The organism is Burkholderia sp. MSMB1078WGS, from assembly GCF_001528895.1.
Classification (GTDB): Bacteria; Pseudomonadota; Gammaproteobacteria; order Burkholderiales; family Burkholderiaceae; genus Burkholderia.
The window spans coordinates 199708-213023 of record NZ_LPDI01000038.1 but is presented as its reverse complement, the minus strand read 5'-3'; the positions used below and the strand labels follow the sequence as shown (position 1 = coordinate 213023).

Here is a 13316-nt window from a genome sequence, read left to right as displayed (position 1 = left end):
ACGCCGTGCGACGGCCGCGCCCGTCAGTCGCGATCGGGCGCGCCGAGCGGAAAGAACGAACGATACGGTCGCGCCTCGTCGACCGCGCGCGCGAACGACGGCCGCGCGAGCAGACGCTTGCGGTACGCGATCACGTTCGCGAACGCCGGGTCGATCCGGTGCGTCCAGTCCGCGTAGAACAGGAACGGCGCCGCGCCGCAGTCGGCGAGGCTGAAACGGTCGCCGGCCGCCCATTCGCGATCGGCCATCGTCTTGTCGAGCCACGCATACGACGTGTCGAGCATCGCGCGCGCATCGGCCACCCCACGCGCATCGCGTTCGGCTTCCGGCCGCAGCGCATCGAACACGACCTTCTGCTGCGGCGTCGCCACGTAGTTGTCGAAGAAACGGTCCATCGTCCGCACCTCGAGCGCCGCGCGCGGATCGTCGGGCAGCAGGCGCACGGGGCCCGGATGGTTCAGGCCGAGATACTCGATGATGATCGATGCCTCGATCACCGTGCGGCCCGCGTCGACGAGCACCGGGAAACGCTTCAGCGGCCACAGCGCGGCCAGCTCCTGCATCGGCTTCGGATCGTCGTGCGCGAGCACGCGATAGTCGAACGGCGTGCCGTTCTCGTACAGCGCGGTCAGTACTTTCTGGCAGTAAGACGAAAAGGGATGGGCGTAAAGCGTCGGCATCATTGATGGTCTCTCAGGGTTTCGGCGCCGCGTCATGCGCCGCCACGTGATCGGATACCTTGACGACGAACGGCGCCCGGCCGTTTCGACATCGATCCGGAATTTTTTTCGAGGGGCTGCCCGGGCCGCTACGATCGGCCATCCGCCACGACACGCCCTTCGGCACGCCAGCGCAGCATCCCGCCGCCGAGATTCGCGACCGCGTCGAAGCCGGCCTTCTTCAGGATTACCGTCGCCTGCGCGGAGCGCCCGCCGGCCCGGCACACGGTCACGACCGGCCGCTCGCGCGCGATCTCGCCGGTGCGCGCGGCCAGTTCGCCGAGCGGGATCGGCATCGCGCCGGGCAGATGGCCGAGCGGGCCCGCGAATTCGTCCGGTTCCCGCACGTCGACGACCTGCACGGCCGGCAGATGATCCTCGAGCCATTGCGGATCGATTTCCCAGAAACCGGCGAACGTATAGACGAGCGGCGCCCAGTTGGCTGCCGCCCGCGCATCGGGCGCGTTCGCGGCGACGCCGCACTGGAGGTTCGCCGGCACCGCGACGTCGATCTGGCGCGGGTGCGCGAGCCCGAGGTTGCGCATGTAGCCGGCGAAATCGTCTTCGCTGAGATCGCCGCCGAGGCGCGGGTTGAAGCGCCGCTCCTCGCCGACGCTCGTCACCGTGAGCCCGCGATAGTCGTGCGCCGGATACAGCAGGCACGCGGCCGGCAGCGTGAAGAGCCGACCGTGCACCGCGCGATATAGCGCGCGCGGGTCGCCCTGCTGGAAGTCGGTGCGGCCGGTGCCGCGGATCAACAGGCAATCGCCGGTGAACGCCATCGATTCGTCGTCGAGCACGAGGCTGATACACCCGCTCGTGTGACCGGGCGTCGCGCGCACGGTCAGGTAGCGCGAGCCGAACGCGCAGCGGTCGCCGTCGTTCAGGTAGCGGTCGGCGCCCTGCGCGCCGCTCGCGGCCGAGATCGCGATCGCGCTGCCCGTGTGCTGCTTCAGGAGCCACGCGCCCGTCACGTGATCGGCATGCACGTGCGTGTCGACGGTCGCGACGAGCCGCAGCCCGAGCTCGTCGAGCAGTGCCGCGTCGCGGCGCACCTGCTCGAACACGGGATCGATCAGCAGCGCCTCGCGCGATGCGCCGTCGGCGAGCAGATACGTGTACGTCGACGATTGCGGGTCGAAAAGTTGCCGGAAGATCATGGCGCTGGTGCTCCGTTGCTGGTGCTTCAGTGGGGTGTAGCCTGATCGGAATGCTACTTCGCGTCGCCGGGCGCCGGCGCCGGCGTCGGCGTCGGCATGACGACATCGAGACCGCGCGGGCGGCATCGCGCCCGCCGCGTTTCGCACATCCATACAGCGTAAATCAAAATGCCCGCGCCGCCGGCATCGCCCTGCGCGGCAACCAATTCCGACGACGAATCGCGCACGGCGGGACGCTGCGCGGCACCGGGGCCGCCGCGCACGCTGCCTTACACTACGGCCTGTTCTCGTCCCCGATCACAGGAATGCCCCCGACATGTCGATGACGATCGATCCGAAGCAGGCCGCCGCGCTGCTGGCCGTCGCCGACACCGGCAGCTTCGAGCAGGCGGCCGTGCGCCTGCACGTGACCGCGTCCGCCGTCACGCAGCGGGTCCGCGCGCTGGAGGCGAGCCTCGGCACGCCGCTCGTGCTGCGCACGCGGCCGTGCCGCCCGACGGTCGCCGGGCAGCGCGTGCTGCAGCACCTACGCCGCGTCGCGCTGCTGCAGGCCGACCTGCAGAGCATGCTCGCGGCCGAGCGCGAATCGCCGATCTCGGTGACGATCGCGCTGAATGCCGACAGTCTCGGCACGTGGTTCCTGCCCGCGCTGACGTCCGTGCTGGCGGGCGAGCGGATCCTGTTCGAGCTGATCGTCGAGGATCAGGATCACACGTTCGCGCTGCTCGAAAGCGGGATGGCGGTCGGCTGCGTGACGACCGAGCCGAAGCCGATGCGCGGCTGCATCGCGACGCCGCTCGGCACGATGCGCTACCGGCTGCTCGCCGCGGCCGCGTTCGCCGGTCGCTGGTTCCCGCGCGGCCTGAACCGCACGAGCGCGCGCCACGCGCCCGTCGTCGCGTATTCGCGGCGCGACACGCTGCAATCGTCGTTCCTGAAGGAGAAGTTCGGCTTGCCCGAAGGCGCGTACCCGTGCCACTACGTGCCGGGCACCCATTCGCACTTCGCCGCGGTGCGGCACGGGCTCGGCTACGCGATGGTGCCGGAGCCGCTGATCGGCGCCGCGCCGCTCGACGCGCAGGGGCTCGTCGATCTCGCGCCCGCGCATCCGACCGACGTCACGCTGTACTGGCACGCGTGGACCGTGCAGTCGCCGACGATGGCGTCGCTGTCCGCGCGGGTCGTCGAAGCGGCGCGCCGGCTGCTCGCGCCGTTGCCGTAACGCGCCGGCGCGGGCGATCGACGTTGCCGGCGCGGGATGCACGGCGACAGGAAAGTCCGCCGCGCCGCCTATACTTTTTCCATCGGCCTCGCGAACGCGCCGCGCGGCCGACCATCCAGGTCCGGCCGTTCCCTTTCGTGTGAGGAGAACATCATGTCCCGCCGCTATATCGATTGCCGCGAGTTTCCCAGCGCGACGCATTGCTCGGTCGCCATCTCCGCCGACTCCGACAACGAACTGCTGGAGGCCGCCGTGCAACACGCGGTCTCGGTCCACCAGCACACCGACAGCGCCGAACTGCGCACGCAGCTGAAATCGCTATTCCACGACGGCACACCGCCCGCCGACATGCCGCGGCAAGGGTAATCCGCCGGCACGGCAACGCTCGATCGACCACGCGCCGCGTCACCCCTTCGTGCGTGACGTCATGTCGTACGACACCGCGCCGGCCCGTCCGCCGGCCGGCGCGTTCCGCTTCACGCGCGACGCTGCGCGAAATACGCGCCGACCGCGCCGACGAACGTGTCGATGTCCGCGCGCGACACGTCGCAATGCGTGACGAAGCGCGACGCATACAGCATCTGCGTGAGGATCCCGCGCGCCTTGAGCCACGCCTCGAGCGGCGCGCAATCGGCTTCGGGGAATTGCGCGAACACCATGTTCGTCGCATGCGACAGCACCTTCACTTCGTCGATGCGCGCGAGGCCGGCCGCGAGATGCGCGGCATTCGCGTGATCGTCCGCGAGCCGCTCGACGTTGTGATCGAGCGCATACAGGCACGCCGCCGCGAGAATGCCCGACTGCCGCATCCCGCCGCCCAGCACCTTGCGCCAGCGCTGCGCGCGCTCGATCAGCGCACGGCTGCCGACCAGCACCGAGCCGACCGGCGCACCGAGCCCTTTCGAGAAACAGATCGACACGGTGTCGAACGGCGCGCACAGCTCGGCGATCGGGCGACCCGATGCGACGGCCGCATTGCATACGCGTGCGCCGTCGAGGTGCGTGGACAGCCCGCGGCTGCGCGCGAACGCGACGGCTTCCTGCACATAGCCTTCCGGCAAGACCTGGCCGCCGATCGTGTTTTCGAGCGCGAGCAGCCGCGTGCGGGCAAAGTGATTGTCGAGCGGCTTGATCGCCGCGGCGATCTTCGCGAGCGGCAGCGTGCCGTCCGGCGCGTTCTCGATCGGCTGCGGCTGGATGCTGCCGAGCACGGCCGCGCCGCCGCCCTCGTACTTGTAGGTGTGCGCGAGCTGGCCGACGATGTACTCGTCGCCGCGCTCGCAATGCGACATCAGCGCGGCCAGGTTGCTCTGCGTGCCGCTCGGGAAGAACAGGCCGGCCTCCTTGCCGGCGCGCTCGGCCGTCACCGCCTGCAGGCGCAGGACGGTCGGGTCGTCGCCCCAGACGTCGTCGCCGGTTTCGGCGGCGGTCATTGCAGCCAGCATCGCCTGGCTCGGACGTGTCACGGTATCGCTGCGTAAATCGATCATCGCTGTGCCCTGAGTAAACGAGCCGGCATCCCTGCGTCCGGCCCTGCCGAAAACGAGACTCAGAGTGTACGCAATTCACGCAGCGCGTGCCGATGAAGGCACGCGATCGCGCGGATCAATATCGCGGCGGCGGCGGCTGGACGCCCGCCGGCGGCATCGGGGGCGCCGCGCGCGGCGCGGTGCCGTAGCCGCCCCCGCCATACCCGCCGCCGCTACCGCCACTCATGCCGCCCGGCACCGGCACACGGTTGCCGGTCGCATACATGCACTGCAGATACGCGTAGTCGTAGCGGCGCTGGACATCGTAGGCCGAGCCCTGCGCGGCGCCCGCGCCGACGACGCTGCCCGCGAGCAACCCCGCGCCCGCGCCGACCGCCGCGCCGGTGCCGCCGTTGAACGCGGCGCCGGCCGCCGCGCCGAGCGCGGTGCCGACGGCCGCGCTGCCGACCGCGCTCGCGGTCGACGCCTGCCCGGCGCTCACGCCGCCCGATTGCTGGAACGCATACTGGCGACAACTGCCGTCGTCCGCTCGGAACTGGTCGAACGACTTGCCGGTACCCGGCAGCGCCATCACGCTCGGGCCGGTCGGCATGTATGCGCATGCGCCGAGCAGCGCGGCCAGCGCCAGCGCGGCCGGCAGGCGCAGTGGTCGAAATACCGTCTTCATCGTCGCGCCTCCGTCACTGCGGCCGCGCCGGCACCGTGCGCCAGCCCGACTTGCAGGTCTTCACATACGGGTAGTAATGCTTCGACGCGTCGCAGTAGTACCAGAGGTTCGCGTCGCCGTCGTCCTGCGGCTGCCCCTTCTCGACATACTCGGGCGGCGGCGGAGCGACCGGCACCGCGACGACGGGCGGCGGGTAGTAGTACGGCGCAGGTACGACAGGGGCGTAGTACGGGTAGCCGGGGCCGATATAGACCCCGACCCGGGCGGCATGCGCCACGCCGCCCGTCGCGACCGCCACCGCGACCGCCGCGCCCAGTGCGAGCTTCAATCCATTCACGTCACGTTCTCCGGCAGGCCGGTTCGTCGATCCGAACCGGACATCCCGAACGCTACGCCGCACGCGATCCGGTATCCATTACGGGCGGGCGCGCGAATGTTGCGCGACGTTACCCGTGTGACGGACGCCCCGCCCGTTCGGACGCGCGCGTTACGCGTTTAACGCATCGAAACCGATTGCCGTCCCGGCACACGGTTGTCGTCCGCGCAAAACCGTTCCGATGACGCGACGCGCCATATTGACGCACGTGCGTCAGACCGCCACGCCGCGGCCACGCGCGCCGCGAACGGCCTTCTTGATACGAATCAACGATTTAACCCGAAAGGGCGCGCGACGGGCTGGACATCTGCGACGAGTTGGCGCATTTCGCGGTGCAACATCGCGGCCCATACTCCAGCCAACCCCGACGCCGTGCGCCGGGGTCCGCCGGCACCCGCCGGCGGGTATCGTCAAGTCTCGGTCAACTGGTATGGACACCGCACTTTCGGCCCTCGATCTGGCCCGCCTGCAATTCGCGTTCACCGTCTCCTTTCACATCGTCTTTCCGGCGCTGAGCATCGGCCTCGCCAGCTTCATCGCCGTGCTCGAATATCGCTGGCTCAGGACCGGCAAGCAGTACTACAAGACGCTCTGCCTGTTCTGGTCGAAGATCTTCGCGGTCGCGTTCGGGATGGGCGTCGTGTCCGGCGTCGTGATGAGCTATCAGTTCGGCACCAACTGGTCCGGCTTCTCGAGCTTCGCCGGCGCCGTCACCGGCCCGCTGCTGATGTACGAGGTCATGACCGCGTTCTTCCTCGAAGCCGGCTTCCTCGGCATCATGCTGTTCGGCTGGAACCGCGTGAGCCCGCGCGCGCACTTCGGCGCGACGCTGATGGTCGCGATCGGCACGCTGATCTCGACGTTCTGGATTCTCGCGTCGAACAGCTGGATGCAGACGCCGCAGGGCTTCGAGATCGTCGACGGCCGCGTCGTGCCGACCGACTGGTTCGCGATCGTCTTCAACCCGTCGTTCCCGTACCGCCTGTTCCACATGGCGATCGCCGCGTTCATCGTCGCCGCGCTGGTGGTGGCCGCGACGGGCGCGTGGCACCTGCTGAAGGGCCGCCGCGACAAGGGCGTGAAGAAGATGTTCTCGATGGCGCTGTGGCTGCTGCTGGTGCTCGCGCCGCTGCAGGCCGTGATCGGCGACCAGCACGGCATCAACACGCTGAAGCACCAGCCCGCGAAGATCGCCGCGATCGAAGGGCTGTGGGAAACCGAAAAGGGCGGCACGCCGCTCAACCTGTTCGGCATCCCCGACATGAAAGCGGAGACGACCCGCTACGCGGTGAAGGTGCCGCACCTCGGCAGCCTGATCCTCACGCACAGCTGGGACGGCGAGATCCGCGGGCTGAAAGACTTCCCGCCGCAAGACCGCCCGAATTCGACGGTCGTGTTCTGGAGCTTCCGGATCATGGTCGGCCTCGGCTTCGCGATGATCGGCCTCGCCGCGCTCGCATGGCTGCTGCGCCGCCGCGGCCGCCTGTATGAATCGAAGGGGTTCCAGCGCTTCGCGCTCGCGATGGGCCCGACCGGTTTCGTGTCGCTGCTCGCGGGCTGGGTGACGACCGAAGCCGGCCGCCAGCCGTGGGTCGTGTATGGCGTGATGCGCACCGCGCAGGCCGTGTCGCCGCTGTCGGTGCAGCAGGTCAGCCTGTCGATGATGACGTTCGTGATCGTGTACTTCCTCGTGTTCGGCACCGGCGTGTACTACATGCTGAAGCTGATGAAGGCCGGCCCCGCGCTGCCCGCCGTCGAGCACGACGCGACGCACGACCTGCCGGACACGCGCCCCGATCACACCGCGCGCCGCCCGATGTCGGCCGTCGACGAGCTGATCGAGACCGTCTGAGCCCATTCCTTTCGCATACGAGAAAACCTATGGACGTCACCGTAATCTGGGCCGCGATCATCGCATTGGGGCTCTTCATGTACGTCGTGCTCGACGGCTTCGACCTCGGCATCGGCATCGTCTTCCCGTTCTTCCCGGACGAGCGGGAACGCGACCTGATGATGAACACGGTCGCGCCCGTATGGGACGGCAACGAGACCTGGCTCGTGCTCGGCGGTGCCGGGCTGTTCGCGGTATTTCCGATCGTCTATTCGACGGTGCTGTCGGCGCTGTACCTGCCGCTGATCTTCATGCTGGTGTGCCTGATCTTCCGCGGCGTGTCGTTCGAGATCCGCGCGAAGGCGCGGCGCACGAAGCAGCTGTGGGATCTCGCGTTCATCGGCGGCTCGGCCGGCGCGACGCTGTTCCAGGGCATCGCGCTTGGCGCGTTCCTGCAGGGCATCGACGTGAAGGACGGCGTGTATGCCGGCGGCGCGTTCGACTGGCTCACGCCGTTCAGCCTGCTGACGGGCCTCGGCCTGATCGTCACGTACGCGCTGCTCGGCTGCTGCTGGCTCGTCGCGAAGACCGAAGGCGACCTGCAGCGGCGCCTGCATCGCGTCGTGTGGCCGCTGACCGTCGTGCTGCTCGGCTTCATCGCGATCGTCAGCCTGTGGACGCCGCTGCAGGATCCGGCCGTCGCGCAGCGCTGGTTCGATTCGGGGCTGTTCTGGCGCCTGCTGCCGGTGCCGTTTCTGGTGGCCGCGTGCGCGGTGTGGATGCGTCGCGCGGTACGCGACCGGCACGACATGACGCCGTTCGTGCTCGCGCTGGCGCTGGTGCTGCTCGGCTACGTCGGCCTGCTCGTCACGCTGTTCCCGTATGCGATTCCCCAGACGATGACGATCTGGGAAGCGGCGGCACCGCGTTCGAGCCAGACCTTCACGCTGGTCGGCGCAGCGGTTATCCTCCCGATCATCATCGCCTACACGACGATGGGTTACTGGGTATTCCGAGGCAAGGTGCGCCATGAAGACCAGCATTACTACCACCACTGATTCCGCCGATCGCCTGCCTGCGGCGCCGCGGCCGCGGATGCGCGGCTGGATGTGGTTCGTCGTTCTGTGGGCGGGCGGCGTGATCGGCGCCGTCACGCTCGGCTATGCGTTCAAGATCTTCATGAACCTCACGCTGTTTGCGGTGAAGTAGGCGAAGCGGGGTGCAACGCCCCGCATCCGGCCCTCGCCCGTCTCGCCGTATTGCACGCTGCCGTAGCGCCTTGTGACATCGGGTCGGCAATCGGCGGCGCAGGACGGCGGCGAATGCGCGACCGGCTACGCGTCCTGCCGCACCACGCCCAGTTTGAGCCCCAGCATGCCGAATATGCGGTTCATCGTCTGCACCGTCCCTTCGCTGCGCCCCTGTTCGATATCCTGAATCGTCTTGGTCGACACGCCGGCAAGCGTTGCCATTTCCGCACTCGTCAGCCGCATCGTCTTCTTCAGGTACCGCACGGATTCGCGCAGCGACCATTCGGGATGCGCGAGAACGCCCTCGATCGCTTGCCGCCGGAGCAAAAGCTGTTCGGGAAGCGGCAGCGCGTTGTAGCGTTTGTCCATCGTGTCGTCCTCCGCCTAACCCAGCGCATCCAGTTCACCGGCGAGCCGCTCGAGTCCAGGCCTCAGGAACGCATGCACATCGTCCTCCAATCCGAGCCCGGCGCCATGATCGGCGATTTCCTGCAAACGCGGCGCCATCGCACTCAGCCGCGCCTGCAATGCAGCACGGTCCAGCGCGACATGCGTCTCGCCCGCCCGCGGCTCGCTAGACCGAACGACCGCATCAAGCACGCGCGCCCAGTCCGGCCGGCCGCCGTCATTTCCTTCCCAACGAATACGCCTCGCAATGCCGTCCGGATGCAGATACATCGGTGCAAAGTCGTAGAGCGGTGTCAGCGCGATGCGGCCGTCGAAATCGCGCTGTAACGCGGTGTTTCGCGCATGGTTATCCTTGTTGCCCAACGCGAGATTCGCGACGTCGCGGCACAGGTATTCAGCCACCTCGGCCTGGGGATTCGTGCATTGACGCACGAGATGCCGGCATACCTCGTCATGGCTCGGCACGACACCGAAGCCGGCGTTGCCCGTCAACGAAGCAACGCTTTCCTGAGCGAGCCGGACAACGCGACCGCCCACACGCGCACGATCGAAACGCCGAATGAAGAGCGAGCGGTCGCGCAGCACCAGCGGTGCATGCACGCGCAAGCCGAGACGCTGGGCCAATGACATGTAGGGCGCTTCGTGACGCAGGATCTGCGCAAGGCGTGCGTTCGTGCCGCGTCCGAACTTGACGATGTAATGCTCGACCGCGCGCTCGTCCGGCAGCGTGTGATCGAGATAGAGCAGCCCGTCGTCCGCGCGGGTCAGCAGCAGCTTCGGCCACTCGCCCTGCACACCCGAAGAGCCCGCAACGAAGAATCCGTGCGCGGCAAGATATTCGCTGAACGCGTCGCCTCGCGCGACCACCTCCTCGTCGGTAAAGCCTTGCCGCGGCCCCTGATGCTCGGCAAGCCATTGCGCCGCCTCCCTGACACGCAGATTTCCGATCGAATTACCGGCCCCCGCGAGCAGCAGCGGCCAGTCGGCATGCTGCTCTGCCGTTTCCGGCAAACCGAGGCGGCGCAACAGTTCCTCGCGGCCGAAGCCTTGCGGCAACAGATCGATCAGGAAAACAGGCCAATGCGGTGTCTCCAGTGGCTCGAGGCCAACCGGAAAACGGCACGTCATCGCATGCGCGTCGCGGGCAGGCCGATGCCGAATGGCCCACTCGACGTCGTACCCGGTATAAGCACGCGCGCGCCAACCTTCCCCGGGGTCGCCGAACAGGGTGACGACGCCGATATCGTGCCAGGCACCGTCGGCATGGAGTTGGATCGTGCAGGACGCGCTCATTTTCTGGAAGAAATATATATAAATTACTAGACGACCAGCAAGTAAAGTATATATTTTTCTACCGAAATGCCAACCTTCTTTGTCGAGCACGCCTGGGCAGGCGCAATCTTGAATCAGCTTCTGCGGGTCAGCGCCGCCTCGATCTTGCGATCGGTCTTGTACTGGCTCAGCGCGTACACCGACCAGATCGCGGCCGGCAGCCAGCCGATGATCGTGAGTTGCAGGAGCAGGCAGATCACCCCGGCGATCGGGCGGCCGATCGTGAAGAACTGGAACCACGGGAGCAGCAGGGCAAGCAGAAGGCGCATGAGCGGTCCTTTTGAGTACGTCGTTGAACGGGCGATACCCGGCCAATATGGCGGGTTGCGCACGCCGTTTCAAGCCCGGGCGCGACGCGCACCGGGCGAAGCGTCGTACCGATGCGCCCGCGCTACGCCGAATCGGCCAGCCACTGCGCGACGCGCAGGACGAGCGGATCCGCGTCGTCGAAGCACTCGACGCCCGCGACCTGCGGTGCACCGCAAATCGTGAACACCGGCTTGCCCCACTGCAACCCGAGCGCGATTTCGGACAGCGTGCCGAGCCCGCCGCCGACCGCGATCAGGCACACCGACGCGCGTGCGACCAGCGCATTGCGCGTGATGCCGAGCCCCGTCGGCAACGCGACGCTCAGGTACGGATTCGCCAGCGCGGCGTCGTCTTCGGGCAACAGCCCGATCGCGCAGCCGCCGGCCGCATGCGCGCCTCGCGCGGCGGCCTCCATCACGCCCTGCTTGCCGCCGCCGACGAGCGCGATACCCGTGGCCGCCACCGCGTGCGCGATCCGTTCCGCGACCCGCATCTGTTCATCGGTCGCGTCGCGCGGGCCGATCACACCGACCGGCATCCGGTGCCGGTGCATGCCGCGTTGCCGTTGCGCCAGTCGCGCGAGCGCGTCGCGGGCCGGTTCGGACCACGCGCATTCAATGACGTCGTTGGCGAACAAGGCCTTCCCCCAGTGCCAGAACGCAGGTACAGATGGCCGTCAGCCCGATCGACAGCACAGCCGCCTGCGAGAAATCGGTTTGCCCGTCCGACAGCTTCAAATACATCAGCAGCGGCAGGATGTTGATCTGCGTGCCGGCCAGCGCCAGCGCCGTGCCGTACGTGCCGAGCGCGATCGCGGTCACGAGGCACCATGCGGATGCGACCGACGGCCACAGCTCGCGCCACGCGACGTCGAGCCACGCGCGCCAGGGCCGCGCGCCGAGCGTAAGCGCCGCCTCGAGCGGCCGCCGGTCGAGATTCGCGAGCGTGGGGTAGATCATCAGCGCGACGCGCGGGATCAGGTAATACGCATAGGCGACCGCGAGTCCCGGCATCGTGTAGATCGCGCCGCCGATCACGGTCGGATCGGCGCCCAGCGCGGCCAGCAGCGTGGTCACGAAGCCTGAGCGGCCGAACGCGAGGATGAAGCCGTACGCGATCACCAGCCCGGAAAACGCCAGCGGCACGCCGAGCAACGCGAGCGACCAGTGACGACGGGCCGGCGACTGTCCGGCCAGCGCGAACGCGACCGGCACGCCGACGGCGACCGACAGCGTGCCGGCACCTGCAGCCAGCGCCAGCGAGCGCACGATCGCATCGGCGACGAGCGGATCGCGCCACACCGCCGCGAACGCGCGGCCGCCGCCCGCGCATGCCGCGTCGACGAGCGCGGCCAGCGGCAGCACGAAGCACACGGCAAGCAATGCCACCGCAGGAAGCGCGCCGAAGCGGCGCAGCACGCCGCGTTCGGGTAAGGAAGCCTGCATCCCTCGCCCCTTACTGGCCGAGCGTGGCCTGCGACCAGAGCTGGTCGACCTCGGCCTTGCGCGCCGCCGCCTTCGCGACATCGAGCGGGCGCACCTGCGGCGCGTTCGGCAGCTTCGCCGCGACTTCCGGCGCGACCGGCGTGCCCGGCACCGCCGGACGCACGTAGCCTTGCGCGAACAGCGCCTGCCCGACGTCGCTCATCACGAGGTTGAGCCAGAGCTGCGCGGCGGACGGATTCGGGCCGTTCTTCACGAGACTCATCGCGTAGGGCGCCGACACGCTGCCGTCCTGCGGAATCACGACGTCGGCCGCGTCGCCCATGCCGTCCGCGTACTTCGCCTTGAGGCCGTCGTTCTCGTAGCCGATCAGGATCGGAATCTCGCCCTTCACGAACTTCGCGTACGGCGTCGTGCCCTCCACGCGCAGCACGTTGCCGGCCTGCTTCAGCTTGCCGAAGAAGTCGGCGCCCGGCTTCGGATTCTCGACGCCGCCGCCGTTCGCATATGCGGCCGCGAACACCGCGACCTGGCCTTGTCCGGTCGAGCGCGGGTCGAGATAGACCACCGCGTTGCGGTACTCGGGCTTCAGCAGGTCGGACCAGCGCTGCGGTACGTTCTTGACGAGCTTCCGGTTGACGAGGAACGCGATGTTCAGCGAATGCACGGCGAACCAGCGAGCGTCGGTCGCGCGGAACACGCCCGGCAGCCTGTCGAAGTTGATGGGCTTGAACGGCGCGACGACGTCCTTGCCTGCGGCATCGAGCGCCGACGCGGCAAAGTAGTACGCGGTATCGGCCTGCGGGCGGCGGCGCGACTTGTCGAGCGCGACGACGGTCGCGGCCGAGCCGATGTCGTTGTAGGTGATCTCGACCTTCGGGTAGCGCTTGCGGAACTCGGCGAACAGCGCCTTCCAGTTCGCCCATTCGGGGCCGGTATCGAACGACACGACGAGCCCTTCGTCGGCCGCCTTCGCGTACAGCGCGTCTTCGCCCGGATACAGCGGCGCGGCCTGCGCCGCCGCGCAGGAAAGCGCCACCAGCGCGCCCAGCGCCAGCACGCGGGCGCGCATGGCCTTCACAAGAGAGGAGCCTGCAAACATCGTGAATC

Annotated in this window: 16 protein-coding genes; 5 read left to right on the top strand and 11 right to left on the bottom strand. The window is 68.3% G+C overall.

The window, feature by feature from the left end; translation table 11 throughout:
- Nucleotides 1-23: 23 nt before the first annotated feature.
- The gene (locus tag WT24_RS09565) at nucleotides 24-683 is read right to left on the bottom strand and encodes a glutathione S-transferase family protein (RefSeq protein ID WP_059499464.1); all 660 of its coding nucleotides are present in this window, start codon (nucleotides 681-683) and stop codon (nucleotides 24-26) included.
- Nucleotides 684-808: 125 nt separating this feature from the next.
- Nucleotides 809-1879 (bottom strand): rhodanese-like domain-containing protein, encoded by a 1071-nt coding sequence (locus tag WT24_RS09560; RefSeq protein WP_060032987.1) that lies wholly within the window; start codon nucleotides 1877-1879, stop codon nucleotides 809-811.
- A gap of 316 nt (nucleotides 1880-2195) precedes the next feature.
- Between WT24_RS09560 and WT24_RS09550 the strand changes: the two genes are divergently transcribed.
- Nucleotides 2196-3101: an HTH-type transcriptional regulator ArgP gene (locus WT24_RS09550; RefSeq protein ID WP_059821927.1), complete on the top strand. Its 906-nt coding sequence runs from the start codon at nucleotides 2196-2198 to the stop codon at nucleotides 3099-3101.
- A 153-nt stretch (nucleotides 3102-3254) separates the two neighbouring features.
- Nucleotides 3255-3467: a DUF1059 domain-containing protein gene (locus WT24_RS09545; protein WP_060032980.1), complete on the top strand. Its 213-nt coding sequence runs from the start codon at nucleotides 3255-3257 to the stop codon at nucleotides 3465-3467.
- Between the two features lie 110 nt (nucleotides 3468-3577).
- Here WT24_RS09545 and ltaE read toward each other — a convergent pair whose 3' ends face one another.
- The 3 genes from ltaE to WT24_RS09530 form a co-directional block, all read right to left on the bottom strand.
- Nucleotides 3578-4591 (bottom strand): low-specificity L-threonine aldolase, encoded by a 1014-nt coding sequence (ltaE, locus tag WT24_RS09540; protein WP_060032976.1) that lies wholly within the window; start codon nucleotides 4589-4591, stop codon nucleotides 3578-3580.
- Between the two features lie 115 nt (nucleotides 4592-4706).
- Nucleotides 4707-5258, bottom strand: a complete 552-nt coding sequence (locus tag WT24_RS09535) for a YMGG-like glycine zipper-containing protein (protein ID WP_060032974.1) — start codon at nucleotides 5256-5258, stop codon at nucleotides 4707-4709.
- A gap of 13 nt (nucleotides 5259-5271) precedes the next feature.
- Nucleotides 5272-5595 carry a hypothetical protein gene (locus tag WT24_RS09530; RefSeq protein WP_060032970.1) on the bottom strand — a complete coding sequence of 108 codons (324 nt, stop codon included), beginning with the start codon at nucleotides 5593-5595 and terminating at the stop codon, nucleotides 5272-5274.
- A 469-nt stretch (nucleotides 5596-6064) separates the two neighbouring features.
- Between WT24_RS09530 and WT24_RS09525 the strand changes: the two genes are divergently transcribed.
- Genes WT24_RS09525 through WT24_RS09515 form a run of 3 tightly spaced genes read left to right on the top strand, consistent with a single transcriptional unit; the run spans nucleotide 6065 to nucleotide 8674 of the window.
- Nucleotides 6065-7486: a cytochrome ubiquinol oxidase subunit I gene (locus WT24_RS09525; protein ID WP_060032967.1), complete on the top strand. Its 1422-nt coding sequence runs from the start codon at nucleotides 6065-6067 to the stop codon at nucleotides 7484-7486.
- A gap of 29 nt (nucleotides 7487-7515) precedes the next feature.
- Nucleotides 7516-8523, top strand: coding sequence for a cytochrome d ubiquinol oxidase subunit II (cydB, locus tag WT24_RS09520; protein WP_059499472.1), 1008 nt, complete (start codon nucleotides 7516-7518; stop codon nucleotides 8521-8523).
- A complete protein-coding gene (locus WT24_RS09515) occupies nucleotides 8495-8674 on the top strand; it encodes a hypothetical protein (protein ID WP_059792827.1) in 180 nt (59 codons plus the stop codon). The genes cydB and WT24_RS09515 overlap by 29 nt, the downstream gene beginning before the upstream one ends.
- A gap of 125 nt (nucleotides 8675-8799) precedes the next feature.
- On the opposite strand, the gene WT24_RS09510 is transcribed toward WT24_RS09515, so the two are convergent.
- The 6 genes from WT24_RS09510 to WT24_RS09485 form a co-directional block, all read right to left on the bottom strand.
- On the bottom strand, nucleotides 8800-9084 hold the full coding sequence (locus tag WT24_RS09510) for a helix-turn-helix domain-containing protein (RefSeq protein WP_059499474.1): 285 nt from the start codon (nucleotides 9082-9084) through the stop codon (nucleotides 8800-8802).
- A 15-nt stretch (nucleotides 9085-9099) separates the two neighbouring features.
- Nucleotides 9100-10416, bottom strand: a complete 1317-nt coding sequence (locus WT24_RS09505) for a type II toxin-antitoxin system HipA family toxin (protein ID WP_059792825.1) — start codon at nucleotides 10414-10416, stop codon at nucleotides 9100-9102.
- Between the two features lie 113 nt (nucleotides 10417-10529).
- Nucleotides 10530-10724, bottom strand: a complete 195-nt coding sequence (locus WT24_RS09500) for a YqaE/Pmp3 family membrane protein (RefSeq protein WP_059792823.1) — start codon at nucleotides 10722-10724, stop codon at nucleotides 10530-10532.
- A 122-nt stretch (nucleotides 10725-10846) separates the two neighbouring features.
- Nucleotides 10847-11317 carry a TIGR00725 family protein gene (locus WT24_RS09495; RefSeq protein ID WP_095211607.1) on the bottom strand — a complete coding sequence of 157 codons (471 nt, stop codon included), beginning with the start codon at nucleotides 11315-11317 and terminating at the stop codon, nucleotides 10847-10849.
- 61 nt (nucleotides 11318-11378) lie between these two features.
- Nucleotides 11379-12209 (bottom strand): ABC transporter permease, encoded by an 831-nt coding sequence (locus tag WT24_RS09490; protein WP_060032965.1) that lies wholly within the window; start codon nucleotides 12207-12209, stop codon nucleotides 11379-11381.
- 10 nt (nucleotides 12210-12219) lie between these two features.
- Complete coding sequence (locus WT24_RS09485) at nucleotides 12220-13308, bottom strand: extracellular solute-binding protein (protein ID WP_059792821.1); 1089 nt, start codon at nucleotides 13306-13308, stop codon at nucleotides 12220-12222.
- Nucleotides 13309-13316 lie beyond the last annotated feature (8 nt).

Bases quoted from the DNA above. Each gene is read 5' to 3' on its own strand.
- WT24_RS09565 (WP_059499464.1), bottom strand. From the start codon at position 683: ATGATGCCGACGCTTTACGCCCATCCCTTTTCGTCTTACTGCCAGAAA.
- WT24_RS09560 (WP_060032987.1), bottom strand. From the start codon at position 1,879: ATGATCTTCCGGCAACTTTTCGACCCGCAATCGTCGACGTACACGTAT.
- WT24_RS09550 (WP_059821927.1), top strand. From the start codon at position 2,196: ATGTCGATGACGATCGATCCGAAGCAGGCCGCCGCGCTGCTGGCCGTC.
- WT24_RS09545 (WP_060032980.1), top strand. From the start codon at position 3,255: ATGTCCCGCCGCTATATCGATTGCCGCGAGTTTCCCAGCGCGACGCAT.
- ltaE (WP_060032976.1), bottom strand. From the start codon at position 4,591: ATGATCGATTTACGCAGCGATACCGTGACACGTCCGAGCCAGGCGATG.
- WT24_RS09535 (WP_060032974.1), bottom strand. From the start codon at position 5,258: ATGAAGACGGTATTTCGACCACTGCGCCTGCCGGCCGCGCTGGCGCTG.
- WT24_RS09525 (WP_060032967.1), top strand. From the start codon at position 6,065: ATGGACACCGCACTTTCGGCCCTCGATCTGGCCCGCCTGCAATTCGCG.
- cydB (WP_059499472.1), top strand. From the start codon at position 7,516: ATGGACGTCACCGTAATCTGGGCCGCGATCATCGCATTGGGGCTCTTC.
- WT24_RS09515 (WP_059792827.1), top strand. From the start codon at position 8,495: ATGAAGACCAGCATTACTACCACCACTGATTCCGCCGATCGCCTGCCT.
- WT24_RS09510 (WP_059499474.1), bottom strand. From the start codon at position 9,084: ATGGACAAACGCTACAACGCGCTGCCGCTTCCCGAACAGCTTTTGCTC.
- WT24_RS09505 (WP_059792825.1), bottom strand. From the start codon at position 10,416: ATGAGCGCGTCCTGCACGATCCAACTCCATGCCGACGGTGCCTGGCAC.
- WT24_RS09500 (WP_059792823.1), bottom strand. From the start codon at position 10,724: ATGCGCCTTCTGCTTGCCCTGCTGCTCCCGTGGTTCCAGTTCTTCACG.
- WT24_RS09495 (WP_095211607.1), bottom strand. From the start codon at position 11,317: ATGCACCGGCACCGGATGCCGGTCGGTGTGATCGGCCCGCGCGACGCG.
- WT24_RS09490 (WP_060032965.1), bottom strand. From the start codon at position 12,209: ATGCAGGCTTCCTTACCCGAACGCGGCGTGCTGCGCCGCTTCGGCGCG.
- WT24_RS09485 (WP_059792821.1), bottom strand. From the start codon at position 13,308: ATGTTTGCAGGCTCCTCTCTTGTGAAGGCCATGCGCGCCCGCGTGCTG.